Origin of the sequence: Synechococcus sp. 65AY6A5 (assembly GCF_002760415.1) — a bacterium.
In the GTDB taxonomy this organism is placed as follows: domain Bacteria; phylum Cyanobacteriota; class Cyanobacteriia; order Thermostichales; family Thermostichaceae; genus Thermostichus.
The window spans coordinates 703,816-729,396 of record NZ_AXUW01000001.1 but is presented as its reverse complement, the minus strand read 5'-3'; the positions used below and the strand labels follow the sequence as shown (position 1 = coordinate 729,396).

General features: G+C 58.6%; 17 protein-coding genes and 2 pseudogenes. 5 read left to right on the top strand and 14 right to left on the bottom strand.

Annotated features, from left to right (window positions below; translation table 11 throughout):
• Window positions 1–208: 208 nt before the first annotated feature.
• Window positions 209–715 carry an AAA family ATPase gene (locus SYN65AY6A5_RS03345; RefSeq protein ID WP_168174235.1) on the top strand — a complete coding sequence of 169 codons (507 nt, stop codon included), beginning with the start codon at window positions 209–211 and terminating at the stop codon, window positions 713–715.
• Here the strand turns inward: SYN65AY6A5_RS03345 and dnaN are convergent.
• The 6 genes from dnaN to rnz form a co-directional block, all read right to left on the bottom strand.
• Window positions 712–2,076, bottom strand: a complete 1,365-nt coding sequence (gene dnaN / locus SYN65AY6A5_RS03340; protein WP_099835900.1) for a DNA polymerase III subunit beta — start codon at window positions 2,074–2,076, stop codon at window positions 712–714. The two genes, SYN65AY6A5_RS03345 and dnaN, sit on opposite strands and share 4 nt — an antisense overlap.
• An 818-nt stretch (window positions 2,077–2,894) precedes the next feature.
• Entirely contained in the window at window positions 2,895–3,971 is a 1,077-nt protein-coding gene (gene dusB, locus SYN65AY6A5_RS03330; protein ID WP_240530973.1) for a tRNA dihydrouridine synthase DusB, read from the bottom strand.
• A gap of 27 nt (window positions 3,972–3,998) precedes the next feature.
• Entirely contained in the window at window positions 3,999–4,214 is a 216-nt protein-coding gene (rpsR, locus tag SYN65AY6A5_RS03325) for a 30S ribosomal protein S18 (RefSeq protein ID WP_011430485.1), read from the bottom strand.
• Window positions 4,215–4,243: 29 nt separating this feature from the next.
• Window positions 4,244–4,438: a 50S ribosomal protein L33 gene (gene rpmG, locus SYN65AY6A5_RS03320; protein ID WP_011430486.1), complete on the bottom strand. Its 195-nt coding sequence runs from the start codon at window positions 4,436–4,438 to the stop codon at window positions 4,244–4,246.
• Window positions 4,439–4,527: 89 nt separating this feature from the next.
• Entirely contained in the window at window positions 4,528–5,382 is an 855-nt protein-coding gene (locus SYN65AY6A5_RS03315) for an RDD family protein (RefSeq protein WP_228375219.1), read from the bottom strand.
• A gap of 47 nt (window positions 5,383–5,429) precedes the next feature.
• Window positions 5,430–6,386, bottom strand: a complete 957-nt coding sequence (rnz, locus tag SYN65AY6A5_RS03310) for a ribonuclease Z (protein ID WP_041439069.1) — start codon at window positions 6,384–6,386, stop codon at window positions 5,430–5,432.
• A gap of 139 nt (window positions 6,387–6,525) precedes the next feature.
• On the opposite strand from rnz, the gene SYN65AY6A5_RS03305 reads away from it, so the two are divergent.
• Entirely contained in the window at window positions 6,526–6,882 is a 357-nt protein-coding gene (locus tag SYN65AY6A5_RS03305; RefSeq protein WP_011430489.1) for an iron-sulfur cluster assembly accessory protein, read from the top strand.
• Here the strand turns inward: SYN65AY6A5_RS03305 and SYN65AY6A5_RS03300 are convergent, their stop codons facing one another.
• From SYN65AY6A5_RS03300 to SYN65AY6A5_RS03290, 3 genes are all read right to left on the bottom strand, one after another.
• Window positions 6,883–8,112, bottom strand: coding sequence for a response regulator (locus tag SYN65AY6A5_RS03300; RefSeq protein ID WP_099883907.1), 1,230 nt, complete (start codon window positions 8,110–8,112; stop codon window positions 6,883–6,885).
• Window positions 8,099–12,478 carry a PAS domain S-box protein gene (locus tag SYN65AY6A5_RS03295; protein WP_099883905.1) on the bottom strand — a complete coding sequence of 1,460 codons (4,380 nt, stop codon included), beginning with the start codon at window positions 12,476–12,478 and terminating at the stop codon, window positions 8,099–8,101. The genes SYN65AY6A5_RS03300 and SYN65AY6A5_RS03295 overlap by 14 nt, the downstream gene beginning before the upstream one ends.
• A 241-nt stretch (window positions 12,479–12,719) precedes the next feature.
• Window positions 12,720–15,476: a cation-translocating P-type ATPase gene (locus SYN65AY6A5_RS03290; protein WP_099883903.1), complete on the bottom strand. Its 2,757-nt coding sequence runs from the start codon at window positions 15,474–15,476 to the stop codon at window positions 12,720–12,722.
• Window positions 15,477–15,600: 124 nt separating this feature from the next.
• Here SYN65AY6A5_RS03290 and SYN65AY6A5_RS03285 point away from each other — a divergent pair, with 124 nt between their 5' ends.
• Window positions 15,601–17,379, top strand: a complete 1,779-nt coding sequence (locus SYN65AY6A5_RS03285; RefSeq protein ID WP_011430493.1) for a diflavin flavoprotein — start codon at window positions 15,601–15,603, stop codon at window positions 17,377–17,379.
• Here SYN65AY6A5_RS03285 and SYN65AY6A5_RS03280 read toward each other — a convergent pair.
• The 4 genes and pseudogenes from SYN65AY6A5_RS03280 to apcD form a co-directional block, all read right to left on the bottom strand.
• Window positions 17,357–17,929, bottom strand: coding sequence for a Uma2 family endonuclease (locus SYN65AY6A5_RS03280; protein ID WP_099812043.1), 573 nt, complete (start codon window positions 17,927–17,929; stop codon window positions 17,357–17,359). The two genes, SYN65AY6A5_RS03285 and SYN65AY6A5_RS03280, sit on opposite strands and share 23 nt — an antisense overlap.
• Before the next feature lie 721 nt (window positions 17,930–18,650).
• Window positions 18,651–19,637: pseudogene (locus tag SYN65AY6A5_RS03275) on the bottom strand (chlorophyll a/b binding light-harvesting protein); the annotation flags it as partial.
• A 39-nt stretch (window positions 19,638–19,676) separates the two neighbouring features.
• Window positions 19,677–20,162 carry an allophycocyanin subunit beta gene (locus SYN65AY6A5_RS03270; RefSeq protein ID WP_099812041.1) on the bottom strand — a complete coding sequence of 162 codons (486 nt, stop codon included), beginning with the start codon at window positions 20,160–20,162 and terminating at the stop codon, window positions 19,677–19,679.
• 267 nt (window positions 20,163–20,429) lie between these two features.
• Entirely contained in the window at window positions 20,430–20,903 is a 474-nt protein-coding gene (gene apcD, locus SYN65AY6A5_RS03265) for an allophycocyanin subunit alpha-B (RefSeq protein ID WP_099812040.1), read from the bottom strand.
• Window positions 20,904–21,234: 331 nt separating this feature from the next.
• On the opposite strand from apcD, the pseudogene rpsU reads away from it, so the two are divergent.
• Window positions 21,235–21,378, top strand: a pseudogene (rpsU, locus tag SYN65AY6A5_RS14285) (30S ribosomal protein S21).
• On the opposite strand, the gene SYN65AY6A5_RS03255 reads toward rpsU, so the two are convergent.
• The gene (locus tag SYN65AY6A5_RS03255; RefSeq protein ID WP_099883901.1) at window positions 21,375–25,115 is read right to left on the bottom strand and encodes a PAS domain S-box protein; all 3,741 of its coding nucleotides are present in this window, start codon (window positions 25,113–25,115) and stop codon (window positions 21,375–21,377) included. The pseudogene rpsU and the gene SYN65AY6A5_RS03255 overlap by 4 nt on opposite strands.
• 324 nt (window positions 25,116–25,439) lie before the next feature.
• Between SYN65AY6A5_RS03255 and SYN65AY6A5_RS03250 the strand changes: the two genes are divergently transcribed.
• On the top strand, window positions 25,440–25,581 hold a 142-nt coding region (locus SYN65AY6A5_RS03250), incomplete at its 3' end, for a helix-turn-helix domain-containing protein (protein ID WP_143597131.1).

Below are 25,581 nucleotides of genomic sequence, written 5' to 3'. Positions count from 1 at the left end.
TTGGCTACAAGTTCAGGCCACCTATCACAACTGCCGCCGCTACACCCTGCTGGGCGTGGCTCTCAGGCCCTTGTTCGCAAGGTTACTTACAATCTGGCAGTGATGGTGAGCGGCTACCAAAGCCGGATCGGGCAAATCCACAGCCCCTATCCAATCAGTTCTTTTCCCACCGAAATTCAGGCCTTTGCAGCTTCTACAGCAGGAGCGATTGGCGGTCTTGGTGCACGGGATCCCGGGTACGGGCAAAACGGGATGGACGCAGGCAGTGACCCACGAGCTGCTGGGGCCCCTGCGCTATGCGGTGCTCATCTTGGATCACGAAGCCGTGCAGGAGTTCATCGCGCCCCCCTACCTGGAGGGGGTCTGCCTGATCATCAACGAAGCCGATCACCTCGCCCAAGACCGAGCCAGCGAGGTAGCCCAGCAGAGCACCAAAACCGAACGCATCCTCAGCCTGTTAGATGGCACCCTTCACCAAAGCGTGCTCGCTCCTGATTATCTCGACTGCGAGCAGAGGTTGGTGGTGTTAATGACCTGCAACACGACCGAGCGCCTGGAGCCGGCCGTTTTGCGCCAAGGGCGGGTGGACTTGGTGCAGGAGTTTACCCACCGGTTTGCTCGAGCTGCTATCGGCAGCCACCTGTTCTCCTCTCCGGACAGGTCAGGGGAGCAACTGAGGCCAATCTTCGATTTGGGTCAGGCTGGGGTGGGCTAGGTAGCCCGCAGTTGAACCGGCATGACCAAATAGCAGAGGCGCGTCGCTCCAATCGGCTTCCAGATGGCCGGCTGGGTAGCGCCGTTCAGCTCCAGGCTCACCTGCTGTGTATGAAACACCTTAAGGGCCTCCAGCAGGTAGCGCACATTAAAAGCCAGCTCCAGGTCAGGGCCGGACATCTGTACCGGCAGAGATTCCTCGCCGCTGCCCACATCGGGCGCCTCGGTGCTGATGCGTAGGGTTTGGGTTGCCTCAGAAAGGTTGAACTTGATGATGTCGTTCCGCTGGGCAGCAAACACCCCCACTCGCTCCAAGGACTCGATCAAAGGCCGACGCTCCAGGGTTACATGCCGCTCAAATTGCCGGGGGATCAGGCGGTTGTAGTCGGGGTACTGGCCCTCCAAAAGGCGGCTGGTAATCCGCTGCTGGCACTGAGCGCTGCCGGCGCCAGGGGGCAAAATAAATTGCACCTGCGACCGGTCAAACCGCAGTTCCACCGCGGAGGCGGCCGTCTGGGCGCCGAGGATGCGCTCCACCTCTCGTAGAGTCCGAGCGGGAATGGTGAAATCCAGCTTCGTCCCCCCAGCCGCCAAATCAACTGGGATCCCTTCCGCCTCCACCTGAACTATCGCCAGGCGATGTCCATCGGTGGCCGCAAACTCCAGCCGCGGCGGATCCCCGGTCAAGAGCTTGACATGTACACCCGTAAGCACTTGCTTGGTGTCATCACCGGAAGCGGCAAAGAGGGTTTGGCCAATCCCTTGCAGCAGGCTCTCGATGGGCAGCTCAAGGATCTGGGCGGCTAAGCTCTCCTCCTCAGCATCGGCATCGGCAGTACGGGGCGCTATCTCGGGCAAGGTGGGATACTCTTCCGCAGGCATGCCGCGTAGCTGGTACTGGCCGGCGGCCGATGTAAGGGTCACGGCAGCGCTCTCCGGCACTTGGCTGAGGCCGATCGGGCCGCTAGGCAAACGGCTGACGATGTCGCTGAGCAGCTTGGCCGGCAGAGTGGTGCGACCGGATCCCTTCACCTCGGCCTCGAACTCGCTGCGAATGCCCAAGTTCAAGTCAAAGGCCGTCAGGGCAACCCGCTGTGCCTCTGCACTTGCCTCTACCAGCACGTTGGCCAAAACTGGCAGGGCAGGACGGCTGGCAACGGCTCGGCTAACTGCAGCAAGGTGGTGGCTGAGCTCAGCTTGCTCACAGGTGAAGCAAAGACAACCGGCAGGTAGGTCGACAGCCTTGCCGAAGGACTCTGTCCTGTTGACGGGGAAGGGATCCCCAGACCTGCCGTCGCGCGGGGCAGACGCGGGCGATCCGGTTTCGACTTCCCAATCCGCAGGACGTTGAGCTTGCACCATCAGGGGACTTGCGAGCTGAATACGCCTATCCTACACCGCCTGCTTCCCACGGATCCCTCCCTGCCCAGACGAGTTTTGCAAAAAATTTTCCTCGCGCGCGCAGGATAAAGTTAAAAATCACGATCCCTACCCAATTTAATTTTTTAATCTAGTAGTAGTAGGGGCTGTGGAAACTGTGGAAATTGATCGGAAAAACCTTGCGCCACAAGCTTTTGATCGTATTCCCCACCTGTGGAAAAACTGTGGATAACTTGGCCAACTTTCCACAAGGTATAAATACTCTGTGGATAACTCGGGAGGTTTTTCCACAAGTTTTCCACAGATTTTTGAAGTTTTCCACAAGTTTTCCACAGGCTGAGGGGGATGAAAATGTTGCTATTCCCTGACAAATTTATAAAACTTAACGTACGACCAGTGTGGGATGCTCTAATCTAGTGGTTCGTTGCTCTAGATGTGGTCTGGGGATCCCATGAAGGCTGGGGGCGGCCTTCGGGGGATTTCCACAGGTTTTCCACAGGCTGCTCGGGAAAACCGTGGCAGCCTGCGGGAGGCTGGCCAGGCCCGCCAGACCAAAAGCTCGCATCGAGCTCAGGTGCGGCTGAAGCTGCTGACCGCGAGCTTCTGTTTGGCATGGTTACTGTCATTTCGGCCTCAGCCGGAGCAGTTTGCTTATGCTCAACTGCCCATAGCAAGTCAGGGTCGCTTCTCCAGAAGCGTGGATGCCTTGTTTCAAGATGAAAACGACCGTTTGCAAACGGCGGTCAAAGACCGATTGGCTACCGCCCAGCCGTCAGGGTAAAAGGATCCCCCACTCAATTTCAGGTAGTCTCTTCAAATTGCTCTTCGTTTGAGTCTTCAGTTACTTCTTCCGGTTGCAGCGGGGCCTCTTGGCAGCGCTCCATGGCCTGAAGCAGAAGGGCTTCCCCTTCTTGCAAGGTTTCGATGCGACAGAGAAGGGCGCGAAACTGAGAGGCGCCGGCAAAATCCTTGATGTACCAGGTCATGTGCTTGCGGGCCTGACGGATGCCACGTTCTCCCTTATACTCCCAGAGGCCCCGCAAGTGTTCTAAAGCCATTTGAATCCGATCCAGGGGGGTAGGAGCCGGCCTTTCTTGGCCGGTTTTCAGGAAGTGATCGATTTGCCCCACCAGGAAGGGGTAGCCCATCGTGCCGCGGGAGCACATCACCCCGTCGGCTCCGGTCTCCTCCAGACACTTTACTGCTGCATCAGTCGAGAAAATATCGCCGTTGGCGATCACCGGAATGCGTAAGTGCTCTTTGACCCGGCGGATCCAATCCCAGCGAGCCTTGCCGCTAAAGCCCTGGGCGCGTGTGCGGCCATGCAAAGTAAGCAGTTGCGCTCCAGCCTCCTGCAGCCGATGGGCAAAATCCAGAATGTTGATCTCCTGATCTGACCAGCCCAGGCGAGTTTTCACTGTAACAGGTACAGGTACAGCCTTGGCCACCGCTTCCACAATCCGGGCTGCCGTGTCCGGCTCCCGCAGCAGGGCAGAGCCGCCGCCGTTTCTGGTAATCTTGTTTACTGGGCAGCCCATGTTGATATCCACCAAGGTCGCCCCCTCATCCACGGCCATGCGAGCCGCTTCGGCCAAAAAGTGGGGCCGGCAGTCGAACAACTGGATGCCGATGGGCTGTTCTCCTTCACCCACTTCCATAATGCGGGGCAGCTCGCGGGCATAGTGCAACCCGGTGGCGTTCACCATCTCGGTGTAGACCAGGCTTTGCGGGGCAAAGCGGCGTACCAACCCCCGAAACACTTTGTCGGTTACGCCTGACAGGGGTGCCTGAAAGACACGACTAAAAACCTTTACCCCCCCAATCTCAAGGGGCTGGGCCATTCGAGCTTGCAATTGCGGCGAAAGCTGCAGGCTCATCGGGATCCGGAGAAAGCAGACAGCAACTTACCCTTCTTTGTTGACAAAGTAGAGAAGGCCTAGGATGCGCGCTTGTTTGATGGCTTTGGAGACTTGCCGCTGCTGCTTGGCAGTCAGCCCCGTGATGCGGCGGGGCAGGATCTTGCCGCGCTCGGTTACAAATTTCTTGAGCAGCTCAACATCGGTGTATTTGATCGGCTCTCCCGGTTTGATGGGAGACAGGCGGCGACGAGCGTAAACCATAGGTCAGGAGAACGGTAAAGCGTCTTGAACTATTTGATCTCTTTATGGACGGTGTGGCGGTTGCACTTGGGGCAGAATTTCTTCAGCTCCAAGCGGGCCGTGGTGTTACGGCGATTTTTGGTGGTGGTGTAGCGGTTTACCCCCGGAGAACGTTTGTTGACGTTGGTGCGGCACTCCGTACATTCCAGGGTAATGATGATGCGGGCACCCTTTGCTTTGGCCATAGTGGATCCCAAGATGGAGGTGAAAGTCGGCTCGAGATCCCCAAAACCCCAGCCAACGAGGTTGGAGATGGGCTACCTCGCAAGCGCGATCACCAATTATCCAACTTTTCTTTGACGGAATCAACCCAGTTTTTGACTTGCCTGCCGGTTTGTTGGCGGAGGGCGCGGGTGTTCCGATCCACGTCCCTGCTCAGGCGCTGCATCTGTCTGGAAAGATCGCGCACAGTTTCGTTGCGCTGAGCTTTGCGCAACAGGTCGCGAGCAGCGGACTTGACGTCCTCGGCGGCTTCTCCCTCCAGAATTTCCTGCAGCAGCCGCAGGGCTTTTTCATCCAGGTGGTAGCCTCGCTCCGATTCCACCACCAGGGTGCGTCCGGCGCGGTCGTGGATGCTCTGGCGTTTTTCTTTATCGAAAAGGGCGAACAGGCCATCGGCAGCCAAAGGCACCAGCAGGGCTTCCGTGAGGATAAACAGCGAGAGCACCCCTTCGCGGGCCAGGGAGCGCACCAGATGGGGTGAGGCCTCGGTTTCGGGATCCAGGGTTTTGAGGTTCAGCAGCCATTTGCCGAGGCTTTGGCCGGCGGGGCGGGATTGGAAGTAGCCGCGGTTCACCAACCAGGTGGCAAAAAAGGCGATGTAGCCGGTCATATCCACGGCGCCCGCATCGGCTCCCACCAGGGAAGCCAGGCCCTGCGCCAGGTAGGAGACCCCCAGCCCCAGCCCAAAATCCAGGGCAAAGGCTCCGATCCGTTTGCCCCAGGGGGCCAGTTTGGGCAGGGTTTCCTCAGCCTGGGGGACGCTGGCTGCTTGAGAAGCCGGTCGCTCGGCTTGCACAGGAGGCAGAGAGGTGGCGGGGGGCAAGGCGCTGAAGGCCTGCCACTCGCTGGCGTTTTGCTCCAGTTGCTCGGTTTTGGGCCGTTCGGGATAGGGTCTGGGATCCGTCATCGCAGGTTGAGGCTGTCGGTCCTATCATTCTAGCTAGCAAGGCAGGTCTAGACTCCCACCGGCAGGGGAGCGGGGCTGCGGCGCGGGATCTCGTAGGTCATCCGATCCCGGGCCAGGATGGTGTTGGGAAAAATGGCCCGGGCTTCGGCCAGCAGGTCTTCCAAAGTGATAGGGCCCTCTGAGGTGTAGCGGGGGCTGAAGTGGGTGAGGATGAGGGTCTGGGCCTTGGCTTCGGCGGCCACCCGCGCGGCCATGGCGGCGGTGGAGTGCTTGGCGCGCTCGGCTAGCTCCCGATCCGCTTCGGCGTAGGTGGCCTCGTGGATGACCAGATCGGCGGCGCGAGAGAGATCGACGGCGTTGCGGCAGAAGATGGTGTCGGTGCAGTAGGAGAACTTGCGCCCTGGGATCGGAGCCCCTACGTAATCTCGCCCGTGGAACCAGCGGCCTTGCCAGAGGATGGATTGGCCGGCCTTGAGCTGCCCGTAGAGAGGGCCGGGCGGGATCCCGTCTGCCTGGGCTTTGGCCACGTCGAAGGTGCCGGGCCGGTCTTGCTCCACCACGCGGTAGCCGAAGGCGGGCACCCGGTGATCCAGGGGGGCGCAGAAGACCCAGTACTCGGGATCCTGAAGAATGAGCCCTGTTTCGACGGTGTGAACCCGGAAGGAATAGGGAATTCGGCTCTCGCTGTAGCGCAGCACCGTCTTCAGGTACTCTTCCAGGCCGGGGGGGCCATAGATGTCGATGTGTTGGGGGGTGCTGCCCAGGCCGCAGGAGGCCAACAGCCCTGGCAGGCCGTAGATGTGATCCCCGTGCATGTGGGTGATGAAAATGCGGCGCAACTGGCTGGGGCGCAGCTCGTCTAGCCGCAGCAGTTGGTGTTGGGTGCCCTCGCCACAGTCAAACAGCCACCATTCTGACCGCTGCGGAAACTGCACCGCCACGCCCGAGACATTGCGCTGGCGGGTGGGCATGCCGGAGCTGGTGCCCAGAAAGGTAACACGAATGGCGTTGGGATCCGTCACAAGGGCAGAACGTTAGGCTTGAGGAAACGGGATCCCTAGCTTATCAACTGTTCCTGCCGCGCGAGGGGAAAAGGCGGCCCAAAACCCCTGTTAGGATAAAATAAGTGTCAGCTTTCCCGCCATGATCACCTTGACCGAGAGCGCCATCCAAGAGCTAAAGCGGCTGCGCAGCAAGTATGAGAAAGAGGGATCCCAACCCATCTTGCGCCTGGGGGTAAAGCCCAGCGGCTGCTCCGGCCTCTCCTACACCATGAACTTCGAGCCCCAGGCCAACCCTGACGACCATACCTTTGACTTTGGCGAGATTCGGGTGGCGGTGGATCCCTTGAGCATGACCTTTATTCAAGGGCTGACTGTCGATTTCTCCGAGGATCTGTTGGGGGGCGGCTTCCGCTTCAAGAACCCCAATGCGGTGGCTAGCTGCGGCTGCGGCACTTCCTTTGCCACTGCCGAAACCGCCGCTGCCGTCGGCCACTGATCACGTCCTGCCAGAGGGCTTTAGGCTGGGCAGGCGCAGCAGGAAACATGTCCACCCCGCCTCGCTGGTTACTGGAATGTGACCCTGGAGGCGCTCCACCCATTGCTTCACCAAGGCCAGCCCCAGGCCGCTGCCCGGCTGGGCCCAGGGATCCGCAGTGGGCACCCGATAAAAGCGCTTGAACAGGCGGGGCAACTGGTCGGGCGGGATCTGAGCGGTGTTGCCGATCCTGAACTCAACCCCTTCAGGGATTGGCTGAACCTCTAGACGAATCGTGCCACCTGGCTGGGTGAACTTGCAGGCGTTGTCCAGCAGCTCTTTGAGGATCTGGGTCAGGAGCTGCGGATGGCTGTAAAACCGCCAGGGGGAGGGGGGCAGATCCCCCACCTGCAGCGTGAGGGAGCGGGCCTGGGTGCATTGCTGCACCGACTCGATCAAGCTGTGCCAGAGGTGGGGCAGGTCAATAGCTGCAACGGCAGAGCCCAGGTCTTTCCCTTCCAGGCCCTGCAGATCCAATAGGCGGTTGATGAGCTGGATTTCGGCCTCGCACTCCTGCAGGGCAATGTCATGGTATTGCCGCTGCTTCTCGTTGAGGGGGGTGCGGCGCAGGAGTTCCAGGGCCAGCTTGATCTTGGTCAGGGGGGTGCGCAGCTCGTGGGAGACGGTGGCCAAAAAGTGGTCTTTGAGGCGGTTGAGCTGCTCCAGATCTGCCACCTGGCAGGCCAGTTGGGCGGTGCGCTCCTGTACCTTGGCTTCCAGTTCCTGGTTAAGCTGCTGCAGACGGCGCTGGGCCTGGTTGGCTTGCAGCAAGTGGCGCAGCCGCCGCTTCAAAACCGACCAGTGGATGGGCTTGGGGATGTAGTCGCTGGCGCCGGCTGCAAAGGCCTCGTTGACAAAGGTTTCGTCTTCCAAAGCCGTGACGATTAAAATCGGCAAGTCCGGGTTTTGGGCGTGGAGGCGGCGGCAGCACTCAAACCCATCCAGATCCGGCATCACCGCATCGAGGAGCACCATGTCCGGCTGATAGCGGCTTGCAGCTTCTAGACACGCCAAGCCGCTGTCCGCTTCCACGAGTTGGTAGCCCTCCCGCTCCAGGGCGTAGCGAGTCAAAAGCCGCTGGCTGGGATCATCGTCGGCAATGAGGAGGAGAGGCCGCTTCTCTGCCGCAGCAGAGCTCGTTCCGGTCTGAGGAACGGATCCAGCCGAAAGGTTGCTCTCAAGCCTCTGCATGGGCCCCTGGAGAAGAAAGAAGCGGTCCTGGCGCGCTAGCCGATAATTCGAGGATAACCCGCTGGTACTCGGCTTCCAACCGCTGGAAGGCCTGCTCTATGGTATCCCAGTTTACAGAGTTGGCCGATGGCTTGCGAACGAGCTTTTCCAGCGCCTGGCAGCGTTGAGCTAAGAGCTTGGCCCCCAAGGTTCTGCTGCTGCCCTTGAGGCGGTGGGCCAGTTGGGCCACGGTTTGGACATCCCGGCTCTCCAGGGCCTGGCGCAGGGATCCCAGCAGGGCCTGGCTGTCTTGCCGGTAGGTTTGGATCATCTCCTGCCAGTCTTCCGGGGATCCCAGCATGCTCTGCAGGCTGGCCAGGGCAGCGGCATCCAGGGCCGGCTCTGGCTTTGGATCCCCGACAAAATCGAGAGCAGCTTCCTGGAGGGCCCGCTCCAGCACAGCCGGCTGCAGGGGCTTGGTCAGGTAGCCATCGACGCCGGCGGCTTCGGCAGCAGCGCGGCTTTCCAGGAAGGCATCGGCGGTGAGGGCGAGGATGCGCGGCTGGCGCTCTGGGGGAAGTTCGCTGCGGATGCGGCGGGTGGCGGCCAGGCCGTCCAGCTCCGGCATGTGCAGATCCATCAAGACCAGGTCGTAGGCGCGCAGTTGCAGCGCCTGCAGGGCTTCCAGGCCGTTGGCCACGATGTCCGGCTGATAGCCCAGCCGCTCCAGCATCAGGCGGATGACCTTTTGGTTGACGGGGTTGTCTTCGGCTACCAGGATGCGCAACGGGCAGCGGCTGGCCAGAGGGAGCTGGGGTTTCAAGTGGGAAGCAGCCGCAGGCACTTTTTCCTGGCCCAGCAGAGCCCGCAGTTGAGAAGCCCTGACCGGCTTACCTAAGGCAGGAAGAGAGCCAGCGCTTGCCAAAGCGGCTCTGCGATCCACCAGCAGCACAAGCCGCAGGGGGGGCTGCTCCTGCTGCAGAGCCCTGGCCAGGGCCAGTCCATCGCCGTCGGGCAGGCTGGTATCCACCAGGGCCAGCTCAAAAGTCTGGGCCTTGGCTATGGCTTGGGCTTCCGCCACCGTGCTGCAGGCTGTTACCTGCATCCCCCAGGACTGCAGTAGGCGCGCAAGAAGTTGCCGTTGGCTGGCGTTGTCTTCCACCAGCAAAACCCGCTGGCCGGCCAGAGCTGGGTCGGGGGTGGGGGTTGCCCAGAGGGCCGCATCCGGAAGCTTCAGGGGGATGCGGAAGCCAAAGGTGGATCCCTGACCCGGCTGGCTTTGCACCCAGATCGTTCCGCCCATGAGTTGACAGAGGCGCTGGCTGATGGCCAGCCCCAGGCCGGTGCCGCCGTACTGGCGGCTGATGGAGCTGTCCACCTGGCTGAAGGGCTTGAAGAGGCGATCCTGCTTTTCCGGCGGGATGCCGATGCCGGTGTCCTGCACCTGGAAGCTCACCCACTGCACCTGGGCCTGGGGATCTTGCTCTTGGGCCTCGACGGTCACCACCACCTCCCCTTGGGGGGTGAACTTGATGGCGTTGCTGAGGAGGTTGGCCAGGATCTGGCGCAGGCGGTTGGGATCCCCGACCAGGGTGGCCGGCAGGGCCGGATCCACCCAGGCCACCAGCTCCAGATCTTTGCTCTGGGCCTGGGCGGCCATGAGATCCAAGAGCTCCTCCATGAGCTGGGGCAAGGAGAAGGGCGTTTCCTCCAGCTCCAGCTTCTGGGACTCGATCTTGGAAAAATCCAAGATGTCGTTGATGAGGCTGAGCAGCACCTCGCTGCCGTAGCGGATGGTCTGCACCCAATCCCGCTGCTGGGCATCGAGAGAGGTATCCAGCAACAGGCCGGCCATGCCCATGATGGCGTTGATGGGCGTGCGGATCTCGTGGCTGATGGTGGCCAGGAACTCGCTCTTGGCGCGGTTGGCCGCCTCGGCAGCTTCCATAGCCGCCTTCATCTGCTCTTGGGCCTGCTTGGCCAGGGTGATGTCCCGCCCGGCGGCGTAGGCCAGGGATCCCGCCAAAGAAGCGCGCCACTCGATAAAGCGGTAGCTGCCGTCTTGGGTGCGGTAACGGTTGACAAAGCCATCCAGACGCCCTTCTTCCAGCAGCTTTTGCACTGCTTGCTGCGTGGCCGGCAGATCTTCCGGGTGCACCCATTCCCAGAAGGGATGCTGCTGCAGCTCCTCGAGGGAACGGCCCAGGGCGGCCTCCCAGGCCGGGTTGAGGCGGCGAAAATACCCCTCCTTGTCGGCAATGCAGAGCAAATCCAAAGCTACCGAGAAAAATTGCTCCAGCTCGGCTTCTGCCTGCTTGCGGGCGGTGATATCGACGGCGGTAAACACCCAGCAAGGGATCCCGCGCAGCACCAGCGGCTGGACAAAAACGTCTTCCCAAACCTCCCGGCCATCTCGACCTTGCCAGTGCCACTCGAAGCGGGCGGATCCCTGTTGGCGGGCTTGCTCCAAGTAGGACTGCAGCGAGAACTCCCCGCCCCAAAGAGCCTGGCGATAGGGAGACTGCTCGGAAGCGTCGAAGGCCCGCAGCTCCTCCAGGCTGGAAAACCCGTAGGCGGCAATGGCTTGGGAGTTGGCCTCCAGGATCTCGCCGGTCTCGGCATGACGGATGAGGATGGCCACAGCGGCATTCTCAAACAGAGCCCGGAACTTCTGCTCGCTTTCCTGGACGGCCTGCTGGGATCGCACCCTGTCGGTTACATCGCGGACGATCACCACCACCTCTTGGGGGTTGAGGGGCACAATGCGCACCTCTTCGTGGCGGGTCTCCCCTTCAATCTCGATGCTTTGGTCGTAGCGCTGCCGCGTCTGGGTAGCTATAGCCTGCTGAACAAAGAAAAGCCGCCGCTCGGCCAATTCCGGTGGCAAAAGCTCCTGCAGGGATCGGCCCACGTAGGTGTCGGGTGAGCCATAGAGAAGAACCTCGCCCCCCGAGATAAAGCTCAAGCAAATGCCCTGGCTATCAAGGCGAAAGATCAAGTCGGGAATGGCTTCTAGAATGGCTCGCTGCAGCTGTTCAGCGGCTTTCAAGGCCAGCTCCGCCTGCTTGGCTTCTGTAATATCCCGCACGATCACCAGGACTTCCTGGCTGTTGAGAGGGACAATGCGGGCCTCTTCGTAGCGTACCTCCCCTTGAACTTCAATGCTGTACTCGTAGCGCTGTTGGGTTTGGGTGGCCAGGGCTTGCTGAACATAGAAAAGCCGCTGCTCGGCCAGCGCTGGCGGCAGAATCTCCTGGAGGGATCGACCTAAGTGGCGCTCTGCTGGGCAGTAAAGATGGACATCGCCTCCGGGAATAGAGCTCAGGCAGATGCCCTGGCTATTCAGGCGAAGGATGAGGTCGGGGATGGCTTGGAGAATGGCCCGCTGGGTGGCTTCCATTTCTCTAAGGGCCAACTCCGCCTCTTTCCGCTTGGTGATATCCCGCACCAAAACGTAGACTCTATCTCTGCCATAGGCAACGACGCAAGCCTTCTGATAGCGGCGGATTGCCGGCTCAGACTCGTTTGCGGCAGCGGCGGGGAGCACCATTTCGTACTCCAGATACTGTGGCGTTTGAGTGGACAGGGCCCGCCCTGCTAAAAGCTGATACTGCTCTCCGAAAGAGCTGGGAAACACGTCTTGGGCGCGGCGACCCACACAAAACTCGGGCGGATGCTGGGTGGGGACGTAGGGAGAAGGCTTGCAGTTGAGAATCAGCCCCTCAGGGTCAATCTCGAAAATCAAATCCGGGATCGCCTCATAGAGGGCCCGGTAGCGCAACTCGCTTGCCTCCAGGGCTTGCTTGATCTGGACCTGCTCGCTGATGTCGCGGCTGGTGATGAGGATCCCGTCTCCCACCGGCACCACTTGGTGATGGATCCAACTGGCCTTCAAGCCCGGCTGCCCCGAAATGGGGAACTCCTCTTCCAGAGGAATGCCGGTTTCCACCACTCGCTTGTATTTCTCAAAAAAGCCCCCCCAGCGGTTGATGGGCAGCAGCTCGCACAGCCGCTGGCCGATGATCTGCCGGCGCTGGAGGGAAATGAGCTCTTCCCCCTTGGCGTTGACATCCACAAAGACAAAGTCGCGGATCTCGCGGGTAACGGGATCCCGCACCGCCTCCAGCAGGTAAATAGCATCCAAGCTGGCTTCCAAGGCTGCCCGAAAACGAGCCTCTGGGCTGGGGGTGCCTCTAGGAGGTTGGAAGGGAAATCTTCGAGAAAGGGATCCCAGGATCCCTCTGAAGACAGAAAGCGGCTGACTTTCCCCCAGGCTGACGCCAAGCAGCAGGAGAGCCAAGAAGAGGGATCCCAGCAGCCAAAAGGCAAGGCCAGAGGGATCCACCAGGCCCACCGTTTTCCCTACCGCCCATAGCTCTCTGTGCATAGAACCCAGAGATTCCTGCCCCCTTTCCATAGTATCCCAGCAAGTCTTTCCAGCTTATCTTGGAGGTCAAAAGGGGAAGCTCAGCTAACTTGCGGAAATGGCCTCTATGCAATGGGCAGGATTCCTCAAGAGTGGCTTTTTGGGGAAATGAGTCTTGGCTCAAAGCTTTGTTTCTGGGTGCAGTAGGGAGAGAGACTCTTTATTGTGAAGATGCTTTATTGTGAAAAATAATTGTGAAGATTCAGCGGGATCCCTGGCGCCAGCGGCGGTAGAGTTTTTCCAGATCCACCCAGACCATCACCACCGTGCTAAAGCCCAGGCAAATGAGCAGTTCTGGAAGGGTCAACTCTTCTGTCCCGAAAAAGTTGCGCAGGAAGGGCACATAGAGCAGGGCCAACTGCAACAGCAAAGTGGCCAACACGGCCCCCAGCAGGTAGGGGTTGGAAAAGGGGTTCATCTCGAGGGTCAGCTTGTCGTTGGAGCGGGCTGCCAGGGCATGGCCCATCTGGGCAATGCACAGGGTGGTGAAGACCATCGTGCGCCAGTGGGGGATATAGGCTTCCACGATGGCCATCATCAGGATCGTGGAGATGGCAAAGACCACACCGATGCGCACCATGTAGGCACCGAGCCCTTGGGCAAAGATGCTCTCTTTGGGGTTGAAGGGGGGGCGCTGCATCACCCCTGGTTCTGCTGGCTCCATCGCCAAGGCCAGGGCGGGCAGGCCGTCGGTTACCAGGTTCATCCACAGGATCTGCAGGGGCGTCAGTGGCACGTCCTCTAGGCCCAAGATAGGGGCAGCAGCCACCGTCAACACCTCGCCGATGTTGCTGCCCAGGATGTATTTCACGAAACGGCGGATGTTGCTGTAGACCACCCGCCCTTCTTCAATGGCCGCCACGATGGTGGCGAAGTTGTCGTCCAGCAGCACCATGTCGCTGGCCTCTTTGCTGACGTCGGTGCCGGTGATGCCCATGGCAATGCCAATATCTGCCTGGCGCAGGGCAGGGGCGTCGTTGACCCCATCCCCGGTCATGGCTACAAACTGGTTTTGTTTTTGCAGAGCTTGGACGATGCGCAGCTTGTGTTCGGGGGCAACACGGGCATAGACGTTGACCCTTTGCACCGTCTGCAGCAGCTCCTCAAAGCTGAGCCGAGAGAGGGTGCGCCCGTCAATGGCTTGGCCCTCCGAGTCGAGAATGCCCAGCTCGCGGGCAATGGCCACAGCGGTCAATTGGTGATCGCCGGTAATCATCAGGGTGCGGATGCCGGCCTGGCGGCAGCGGGCTACTGCTTCCCGCGCTTCGGGCCGCGGCGGATCGTACATGCCCACCAGCCCCAGCCACACCAGGTTGCGCTCGATCTCCTCCAGGTTCTCCGGGATCCGCTGCAACTGCTGGGTGGCCACCCCCAAAACCCGGATGCCCTGGGCCGCCAGGCGGTTGTTGGCAGCCAGAATGGCTTGGCGCTCGGCTTCTGACAGCTCCTGCCAGGTTCCGCCTTTTTGGATCTGGGCGCACTGCTCCAGCACCAGCTCCGGGGATCCCTTGACGTAGACGCGGTAGCTGCCCTCCTCCTGCACCACCACGCTCATGCGCTTGCGTTCCGAGCTAAAGGGGATCTCCTGCGCGCGCGGGTGCTGCTCTTGAAGGGAAGCTTTCTGCAGGTTGGCCTTGGCAGCAGCCACCAGCAGGGCGGCCTCGGTGGGATCCCCTAGGATCGACCAGGTGGGGGCAGCGCCCCGTTGGGCTGGAAGACTGGCCTGCAACAGGGCATCGTTGCAGAAGACCACCGCCCTGAGAAGGGCCTGCAAATCCGGGGCGCTCTGGGGATCAATGGGCTGGCCGCGGCAGTAGAAGGATCCCTTGGGGATGTAGCCGCTGCCGCTGACCTGGTAGTGGCGCTCCGGCGTGAGGATGTCGGTAACCACCATCTTGTTCTCGGTGAGGGTGCCGGTTTTGTCGGAGCAGATGGTGGTGACGGATCCCAGGGTCTCTACAGCCGGCAGGCGGCGGATGAGGGCGTTGCGGCGCACCATGCGTTGGGTGCCGATGGCCAGGGTGACGGTGATCACGGCCGGCAGCCCCTCCGGCACCACGGCTACGGCCATACTGAGAGAGATTTCCAGCAGCGAGGTGAAAGGCGCCATGCTGCCGGCCTGCAGCAGCCCCACGATCACCACCAGCGCCACCAAGGCCAGGGATCCCGACACCAGCACGTTGCCCAGCTGGCTCATGCGCCGCTGCAGGGGGGTGGGCTCGTTTTCCACCGTTTGCAGCAGGGCGGCCACCTTGCCCAGCTCCGTGTTCATACCGGTGGCGGTAACCAAGAGGATCCCGCGCCCCTGCAACACCTCGGTGCCCATGAAGGCCATGTTGCGCCGTTCCCCCAGCTCCGTGTCTTCGGGGAGGACACAGTCAGCCTGCTTGCTAACCGGTACCGCCTCCCCTGTCAGGGCCGCCTCCCGCACCTGCAGGTTGACCGCTTCCGCCAAGCGCCCATCGGCCGGGATCTGCACCCCGGCTTCCAGGAGCACGCGATCCCCTGGCACCAATTGGTTGGCGGGGATCTCCTGCCACAGGCCGTCCCGCTGCACCCGCACGCTGGGGGAGGCCAGCTTTTTTAGGGCCGCCAGCGCTTTTTCCGCCCGGCTTTCTTGTAAGTAGCCCAGCAGACCGTTGAGGCCGACGATCAACAGAATGGCCAGAGCATCTTTGGGGAACTCGCCTTCCTGCAAGTCCAGAGTCGCTGAGATCGCCGCCACGGCGATCAGCATCAGCAGCATGACGTTGCGGAATTGGTCGAGGAAAAGCTGCCAGGCGCTGCGTCCAGGAGAGGAGATTAGCTCGTTGGGGCCGTATTCCCGCTGCCTCTGGATCACCTGCTGGGTAGTCAGGCCAGCCTCGGGATCGGTCTGCAACTTCTGGATAACAGCAGGAAGAGGGAGGCTATGCCAGGCCGTAGCAGAAGCACCGGCGGATCCAGAAGCTTGGGCCATCGCAAACACTCCCAGGGAATGGACAAATTCTACGTTAGCTCTCGAAGCTTTCCATAGAGGAAAAGGGGTCCCCATTTCCCTAGTTTCGTGGCAAGGTGGGGACAGAGGCCCCCTGGAGACTGCTATGGCGAGCAAAACTCCCACTCGCGATGTTCAAGTGGCCGTCATTGGCCCGTCCACTCTGGTTTTGCGCTCCCGCACCTGGGATCGCCTCAAGTTTGAGCTGGAATATGCCCGGCAGCGGGGCACCACGGCCAACAGCTACCTCATCCAGGCCCGCCAAACCCTGCTCATCGATCCGCCGGGGGAGTCGTTTACGGACATCTTTCTGGAGGAGCTGGCCCAGCACCAATACCTGCAGCGGCTGGACTTTATCCTGCTCAGCCACGTCAACTTCAACCGCATCGCCACCCTCAAGGCGCTTCTGCCGCTGGCCCCCTACGCAGTGGTGCTCTGCTCTAAGCCAGGATCCCTTACCCTGCGGGCAGCTTTTGAAGGCAGGGAGTCCCCCCCTCCTGGCCGCGACGAAGAGGAGGCCGCCGATTTTGGCATTCCCTACGGCAGCAATCAGTCCTTTCGCCTGCGGGTCATCCGAGATGGGGATCGCCTGGATCTGGGAGAGGGCCATGAGCTGCACTTGCGCACGGTGCCCACGCCCCGCCACCCCGATGCCCTCTGCACCTACGATCCGGCCACCGGGATCCTCTTTACCGACAAGCTCTTTGGCGCCCATGTCTGCGACGAGCAGGTATTCGATGAACATTGGCGGCAACTGAGCGAGGATCGCCGCTACTACTTCGACTGTCTCCACCGCAACCAAGCGCCCCAGGTCAAGGCAGCCCTGGCCAAGCTGGAGGAATTCCCCGCCCAGATCTACGCTCCTGCCCACGGGCCCCTCGTGCGCCACAGCCTGCGGCGGCTGCGCTTGGACTACCAGCTCTGGTGCGAAGAGGATCCCTTGGAGCAGCGGGTGGCCCTCCTGTACACCTCCGCCTACGGCAACACCGGCTTGATGGCGGTAGCCATTGCCCAAGGCTTGGAGCGGGCGGGAGTTACGGTGGAGCGGATTAACTGCGAGTGGGCCACCCCTGAAGAGATCGCCCAGGCCTTGGAGCGCTGCCAGGGGTTCATCATCGGCTCGCCAACCCTGGCCGGCCATCCCCCGGTCCAGATCCAAACAGCCCTGGGCCTGATTCTCTCTTCCGTTCCCACCAGCAAGCTGGCCGGGGTCTTCGGCTCCTATGGCTGGAGCGGCGAGGCCGTGGATCTCATCGAGAGCAAGTTGCTCAATGCCGGCTTTACCTTGGGGTTTGAGACGATCCGCGCCAAGTTTAAGCCCACCGCCGAGATCTTGGAAGCTTGCCAAGAGGCGGGATCCCAATTTGCCCAAGCCCTGCGCAAGGCCAAGCGAGCTCGTGCCCCCCGCCAAGGCGGTGTTGAAACTCAGGCGGATCGGCTGGCGCAGGCCCTCAGCCGAGTGGTGGGATCCCTCTGTGTGGTGACCGCCTTGCAGGATGGGATCCCGCGCGGCTTTCTCACCTGGTCAGTGGCCCAGGCCAGCTTCAATCCCCCCGGCCTCACCCTCTCCGTGAGCAGGGAAAGCGAGGCAGAACTGCTCACCCATCCGCAAGCGGCCTTTGTGCTCAACATCCTGCGGGAGGGCAAAAGCAGCAGCCTGCAGCGACACTTTCAACGGCCTCAACGCCCTGGCGAAGACCGCTTTGCCGGCCTGGCCACGGCCACTGCCGAAAATGGCTGCCCGATCCTTTTGGATGCCCTGGCTTACCTGGAGTGCCGTGTCAAAAGTTGGATGGAGTGTGGCGATCGCTACCTCATCCATGCCGAGGTAGAGCGCGGCAAAGTGCTGGATCCCACGGGGGTTACGGCCATGCGGCGGGGGTAGTGTATTGGAGAACAAAGATTTGTTGTGGAGTCAATGCTAACTGGATCCCGTCGATCACCTTGAGCTGACGATCTGCTCGGCAAATTTCCGGCTCTTGTTGAGGGGCAAATATCAAAACAGAGTAATCGTCTAAATCCACCATCCACCCTAATTTGCTGCCGTGCTTTAGGCAATGCAGGATATTATCGATTACACGGCTTACCCTTTGACCCGGCGAAAGCATTTCGATAATCCAGTCGGGTGCTGCGGTGAAGTTATCCTCTGGCTCGCCTGTTTCACTTAGGCGAGTTCGATCCCACGCAATTACAGCAATATCGGGAACAATGGAACGACCGGCAAAAGTGCATCGCAATTCGGGTAGGGCAGTATAGCTGGTGGTGCTGCCGTCAACCTCAGCCACGAGGCGTTTTTGCAAAATGGAATGGCGGACTTTGGGCAGCGGTTTTTGAATGGCAACTCCATCCACGTACTCCCATGCCGGAGAATCTTCTATGTGAGGCAACTTGAGGAAGTCTTCAAGGGTAAGAGGCGGAGCCAGGCGAGTTGTCATAGGTTTAGGCAAAGCTCCTCAGGATCCCTACCAGTACTGTATCCCAAATCCCCAAGCGAGGGCGAGTGGTGGAGTAGGGGTTAGAATTGCAGCAATTGGAGTAGATGTAGCGTGAAAGTTGTCCAGCCGGCGGCGCTGCTGACCTCGATGGATCCCCTCAGTTGATCCACCATTTGCTTCACCAAGGCCAAGTCTAGATCGGTACTCCCTTCCTTAGCCCACACTGCGGAGCCCTAGCAAAGCAAAAAGCCCCCAGGCAGGGTAATCACCTCTCCTGAGGGCCAAACCCCCTCAAATCCCAGGTAGGTTAAGCCTGAACTCTGCTCGGCTCGTAGAAGACTTTGGGCAGAGATCGAGCAAACTTCGAGAAATCAGCCCTTGACTTGCGCGAACCATAATCTGCCTTTAAGTCAGAACGATTGAAAGCTATCTTCTCTCTTGCGGGCTCGTAGAAGATCCACCTCCTAAGGGTGTAGTTCACTTCATAGAGAGTTTGCCGAACGCCGTTTATCAACGATAGAGATCTGGAGCTGGGAGCCTTTGGCGGCTGATACCAGTAGATATCCTCGGGAGATACAGATAGAGGCTCTGGACCTGCAAAGGGCGGCTCGTAAAAAGTTGCAAAGTCAGGCTGAGGTCGGCACTGAAATTGGACCTGATACACCGACTGAGAGGTCATTTCCTGCCGACTCTGCTGCCAAAGCTGCAGCATCTTGCCGACATCAAATCCCATCGCTCGCTGAAAATGCCACAGGGATCCTTGTAGAAAAAAGAAGGCTAAGTAGAAGTGAGCATTCGCCAGCCAAACCCTTGAGGAGTAGTTCCACGCTCCCGTTTGATTTGGATCGAAGTAGTAAGGAGTAAAGGCGGATTTCAGCTCCAGGGTGGGGCCGTAAAACTCCACCGGGTAGGCCAGCGAGTTAAACCCACAGTAGTAAGAAGCCGCAAAACCGGCTAGGGCGATGCCGAATAGAGAGTAGGAGAGGATCCCATCTGCTGAGAAGAGAAAGCGAGCTTTAACCCACTCAAACGGCGGAACCAGGATATGCCACACCCCTCCCAACAAGAGAAGAGCTCCCACATAGATATGGCCCCCCACCAAGTCTTCCAAATTATTGACATCAAACAGGTGGGTGCGGTAGTTCCAAAGGGTGGCAAAGTCCAAAGTTGGAGCCGTAACCAGGCGTACCTGACCGGTGTTGGCGTCATACAGCCCCCCGAACACCATCGCCTTGGCCACCAACAATAGGGATCCCAGGCCCAAAATCAGTAGGTGGTGCCCCAAAATCACTCCCAACGTTTTGGCATCATCCCAAGTGAAGTGAAACTTGGCAGCCCTGCCGAATTCCATATCTAAGCTGGGGGGAAGTTGGGTTTGGTGGAAGTAGGCTCCTCCAGCCAACACGCCGGCAGCCACCAGGTGAATTGAGGCAATGGCCACATAGGGAAAGGTATTGACGATCTGGCCACCGGGGCCAACCCCCCACCCCAATGTGGCCAAGTGGGGCAGCAAAATCAGCCCTTGCTCGTACATGGGCCGCTCTGGCGAGAACTTGGCCAGCTCAAACAAGGTAAAGCCCCCCGCCCAAGCCATGATCAAGGCCGCATGGGCCACATGCGCCACGATAAAAGTATTAGAGAGGTTCATCAATCGAGCGTTACCTAACCACCAGGGGTAGCCCGATGGGTGCATCTTTTTGGCATTCATAGATAGCTCCTCAGTGAGCCCTCAAAAATACAGGCACGTTTAGCTCAGACCGGCAATGATATGGTCAAGATAAACGGCCATTTCTTGACTTGCCTCTGTGTCGAGACTTTCGGTCAGGACCTCTTTCATGGCATTGAGGGCCTGAATGACGCGATCGATGGGAACGCCGAGGGTGATGTAAGTTTCTTTTAAACCCTGCAACACGCGCTCATCCAAAATTGAGGGATCGGCAGCCAACATGGCGTAGGTGGCATAGCGTAGAAAATAGGTCAGGTCCCGCAAGCAAGCCGCGTAGCGCCGAGTAGGGTACATATTGCCCCCCGGTAGGGTAATATCCCCGTAGAGCAAGCTCTTGGCAACCGTTTTGCTGATAATGCTGCTGGCGCTGGAGCTGATGGTTTTGGCCGCCTTGACGCGCATGTTGCCACTCTGGAAATAGCGATTTAATTGTTCCAGAGCTGCGGCATCTAAGTAAGAGCCTTTCTCATCGGCGGGGTTAATCAGGGAAGTGATGGTATCTTTCATGGATTTTTCTCCTCTAAGCACTAGTAGGGACTGATTTCTTGAGGCAATTGGGCAAATGCTGTTCGCGTTAGCGGGACGGAGTCCTTGCACCGCTTGCTCAGGCATTGCCTGTGAGAACTCTTATGGATTGCAACTTAAGACAACTTCACAGCTTGCAGGTCAAGCTCGCAAAGCCAGCCGAAACCTCAAGCTCACAGAGGCAGGAGTAGCGCGCCTCAACTCTAAAACTGAGCGAGAGGGCAGCGATTTGTCTATCCATTCATCGATTCAAAAAGCGCGAATCAGTCGATCAAAGTAGGGGGCAGCTAGAGCCATCTCCTCTGAAGAAAGAATGCCGGCAGCTACCTCTTTTAGGCAGCTCATCGCCACCCGCAGGTTGGGTAGCGGCACGCCCAAAGAGATGTACATTTCTCGCATGCCGTTCAAGCCGATATCTTCCAGCGGCTTATCGTTGCCTGCCAAGATGCAATAGCTAACCAAGCGGATATACCAGCCTTGATCTCGTTGACAGAGGGCAGTTTTTTGGGGGTTGCCCTTATTGCTGGGGGTGTTGGGGCATTTGGCCCAAAACCGTTTGCTGCCTTCCTGGACAATTTTTTGCTCGTTCTCTGCTAACTTTTGGGCGGCTCGGATGCGAACTTGACCCTTGCTGAAGAAATCCTCTAGCTTGGCGATCTCGGCACTGCTGAGGAAGCGATCAGCCGCGTCCGACTGCGCGATGACTTGGGCAACAATGCTCATAGGTTTTTGGCAAGGAACACTCTACAGGTAACAAAGTAAGCCAGATCCTCAAGAACCGAAATCACTTATTAAGAAAAAGTTGTGAATTGAAACTTACTTGCAACAAATCCTCTCTGCCTCGCGTCTTCGGCAGCGTGACCAGATTGAGAAGGTTGGGTTGGCGGCCAATCCAGATCCCGGATACGACAGCAACCCTCAGAATACTCAGCCTCTATCTCTTCTGGCCGAGATGAGCATCTGTGTTGGGAACTATTTCCGTATCTGTTGCTACAGAACTTACAATAAGACGGGCTGTGCAGAGGTACCGGGGGAGAGAACCCCTAAGGTAGGGATCAAATCGGCGCTGCTCCGCTTTAAGGGCTAAGTTTCTGAGGCAGGAATCTTGCCAGATCTGCGTAACCATCGCTACTTTGAAACCAACCTGGAAAAGCGCAAGCGCAAAGCAGGAGTCCCCAGGGATCCGCTCAACCTTTAAAACTGGGGCAGAGGGGGCAGGTGGAGCGTGAAAGTCGTCCAACCAGCAGAGCTGCTGACTTCGAGGGATCCCCTCAGTTGATCCACCATTTGTTTCACCAAAGCCAAGCCCAGACCGGTGCCCCCTTCTTTCCAAGGATCATGGCTGGGGATCCGGTAAAAGCGCTCGAAAATGCGGGTGAGTTCCTCAGCCGGGATCTCTTGGCTATTCCTGACTTGGATGCGAGTTCGGTTGGCCTCAACCCTGACTTCTAGGCGGATGGATCCCTGGCCGGGGGTGTATTTCACCGCGTTGTGCAGGAGCTCCCGCAGGATACGCCCCAAAAGGAGAGGATCTGTGGTGATGCTGCTCTCCAGAGGCACGTTGGCTTGAAAGGTTTGCCCCTTAGTACGGGCGCGTTCGCCAATAGCCAACAGCAAATCCCCCAACAAGGCTTCCCAGGTCAGCGTTTGCAGATTCAAAGCATAGGCTCCTGCCTCTAGCCGCTGCAAATCCAACAGGTCATTGATCAGCTCGATCTCCCGTTGGCATTCCCGCTGGGCGATGGATAGGTACTGGGCCTGCTTCTCCCTCGCAGGGGCAACTTGCAGCATGTGCAACGCCATTTTCATGCTGGCTAGAGGAGTGCGCAACTCGTGGCTGACGGTGCTGATAAAGTCATCTTTGAGGCGGTTAAGGCGCTCCAGGGCTTGCACCTGCTCTTGGGCAGCTCGGAATAGGCGCGCCTGCCTTAGGCCGATAGCACATTGATTGGCCACCTGCTGGATAAGCTGCATCTCCTGCTGGTCGAAAGAACGCTCAGCTGAGCGAAAGATCCACAGATCCCCTAGCACTTGGCCTTTATCCGGCAGGGGGCAAGCCATGACCACCTGGCGCTTTTCCACTGTCTTTTCTGGACAGTAGAAGCAAAAAAGGCAGGGCTGTCCTGCGAGCAATTGTTGATGAACATCGTCGTAAGGCCCACCCTTTATGGATATGGAAATGTTCAGGGAGGAATTGGAGCGGGGGCAGTACTCGTAGCTGATGGTGGAAAGGGTGAGATCGGCGTTGTAAAGGCCAATATCGCAGCCATCTGCATTTAGGTTTTCTCCCAGCTCGCGCAGAGCGGTGTTGAGAATTTCAGCTTCATCCAGAGAGTCGCGCACCCGGTCAGTGATGCGTTTCAGCAGGGCCTCAAATTGCAGGGATCGCTGCAACTCAGAGGTGCGTTGCCGAACCTTTTCTTCCAAGGTTTGATTGAGGGCTTGCAGTTGTTCATATAACTGGGCCTGTTGCAACACGATGGCTAATTGATCGCTCAGCTCTTGTAAAAGCCGGATTTCCCACTCTTGCCAAGGGCGGCTGGATTGGCAGTGCTGAACTACCAATAGACCCCACAAAGCCTCACCCTGCCGAATCGGGATCACCAAGTTGGCTTGGGCCTGGAAAGATTCCAAGAGCTCCCGATAGCAAGGATCCAAATTGGCCGTCGCCACGTTGGCTATGGCTTGCACAAAGCCCTCTTGGTACTTGCGATAGCGCGGATCCCTTTGGAAATACTCATCCCACACGTAGCGGCCCAGGTGGCTGGGCCAGGGATCCGCCACCGACTCAGCAGCTACAAACCCCCCTACACCTTCCTGCAACTGATAGATCATCACCCGATCCACCTGGAAAACCTCTCGCACTTCTGCAACAGTGGTTTGCAAGATAGATTGCAAATCCAAATCCTGACGGATGCGTCGCAGCAAAGCTCCAAGCAGCCGCTCCCGCTCTGCTTCTTTCAGCAACAGATCTTGGGCTTGTTTGAGGGGCGTTATGTCCACAGCGATGCCGCAAACGGCGTAAGGAGACCCCTGCTGATCCCGCAGGGCAAACTTGGTGACCCACTGGGTCAATCTCTTGCCATCGCGGAAAAAGGTTCGCTCGTAGCTGACAGGATGCGGAGATTGCAGGACTTTTTGATCCTGATCTCGAAATTCTAGAGCCTCTTCTGATGCGAACAGCTCACTATCCAACTTTCCAAAGAGCTCTTCTGCCTTGCAGCCTCTCTGTTGTAGATAAGTCTTGTTTACATGAAGATAGCGCCCTTCCAGATCTTTGAGAAAGATAGAAAAAGGGATCCCGTCCAGAATAGCCCTAAGCCGAGCTTCGCTTTCTTGTAGAGCCAGCTCTGCTTCTTTCTGCTCCGTAATATCTTCGGTAATGCCAACAATACGGATAACCTCTTGCTGTTCGTTCAAGATGGGTCGGCAAGAAGTACGCAGCCAGCGCAGCCTGCCATCCCGATGGAAAAGGCGGTAGGTGATCTGCTGGGCTTCTTGAGTGGCTCGGGCGGCCGCCTGCAGTACCCTTGGCAGATCTTCGGGATGGATCCTGTCTTTCCAGAGATCTGGCTTGCGGCGAAACTCTTCTGCTGTGTAACCCCAGATCTTCTCGCTTTGGGGGCTTTTGTAGAGAGACTGGCTCAAGTCTGCAGAATACACAAAGAAAACCACCGGTACAGCCTCTGCAATTTCTCGGAAGCGGGCTTCGCTCTCTCGCAAAGCCAGTTCCACCTGCTTTTGTTGGGTGATATCGCGGGTACTGGAAACGATCCCTTGCACAGAGGGATCCTCCAAAAGATTGGTGCAGAGGCTCTCCAGCCACACCCACTGGCCATCGGCGTGTTGGGCCCGGTAAATAAAGCTGAGTGTCTCGCCAGGTCGAGCCTTGAGTTGCTCAAGAGCATTAGCAACGTTCTGCCGATCCTCGGGGTGAACCCAATCCAAGGGTACGGCCTCTCCCTGATTGGGAGCACGCCCCAAAATTTTCTCAGCAGCCGGAGGATTTAAGGTATGCAGCAGACCTTGGGCATCGATCCGACACAAAATGTCTTGGCTGTTGTTGAGGAAGGCGCGAAAACGCTCTTCTTGTTCCCACACCTCCTGTTCCAGCCGCTTTTGTTCGGTGATATCTAGGACAATGCCGAGAAGCCCTAATCCTTTAGACTGATCCTGAAGCTTTACAGCGAAGCGATAGGTGTAGCGCTCCTGGCCTTGAATCATTTCCTTACCTTCGAATTGGCAAAACCCTTGCCGCTCTACGTCGGATAGAACTTGAGAGGTGTACTCCAGCCAGTGAGGATATTCTCGAGCTGCCTCCTCCAGAGAAGTACCCAGCAGATCGCCAAACCAGGCGCGGTCAGTGGCATTTTGCAAAATTAGCACTCCCTGGGGATCCCTGGCCCACACCGCCAATGGCAGGGCGTCCAACAAGGTGCGCAGTTGGGCTTCCCGCAGCCGCAGGTTTTCTTCCAACTGTTTCTTCTCGGTAATGTCTCGGCCCACCCCGCGAATGAACTGGAAGCGGCCCCGCCGGTCAAAAATGCCTTGGTTGATCCACTCAAACCACCGCACCTGCCCCGCTGCATCCGCCACTCTGCTAATCCGGGTAAAGGTGGGCTGCTGAGGGGTAAGGTGGGCTATCTTTTGCTGCGCCTGCTCCTGCTCTTCTGCCAGCAGCACGTCGATCCAGCGCCTGCCCCGCCAATCCCCCAAGATTTTCTGGCAAGCTTCGTTACATTCCACCACCGTCGTATCTGCACGCGCCAGCATGATGACATCGGGAAAACCCACCTGATCCCGCTGCAGCCAGCGCCTTTGCCAGTACATCACCACGGCCAGTGAGGATCCCCAAAGGAGCAGCCAAAGCCATCCGGGCAGAGTGTTCCAGTTGAGTAAGGTAAGCAGGTTGACCAGATCCCAGGAGGCGCTCATGAAGGTTGTCGATTAAGTTAAGTTTAGAAAGTGTCAAGGAGTGCACTGCTTTTCGGTAGCATTTCTAACCCAGGATCAAGCACTGTGCCAACAATTCCCCATCTCCCCGAAAAGGAGAGCAAAGTTTGAGTCTACTGGAACGGTGGGGCAGTATCCTCGAAAAGGGGGCTTTCAGGGTGAAGAGTTGTTTCTTAGGTTTCCTGAGTGTTCGGATAGATAGTTCTGAATCCAGCGCACCAGCCGCTGAGAGAGCATGACTCTAGTCAATGATATGCTGGACTATACTGAAAATAATGCCCAGTATGTTCAGTATGGCTGCTTGGTATGGCTAGGTATGTAAAACCGAGAGAAGCGGCGGATTATTTTGGGGTGTGTCTCCACACCTTGAGGCGATGGGAACAGAAGGGCTGGATCCATGCAGTACGTACACCATCCGGTAGGGCGAGAAGGTATGACCTCGACAGCT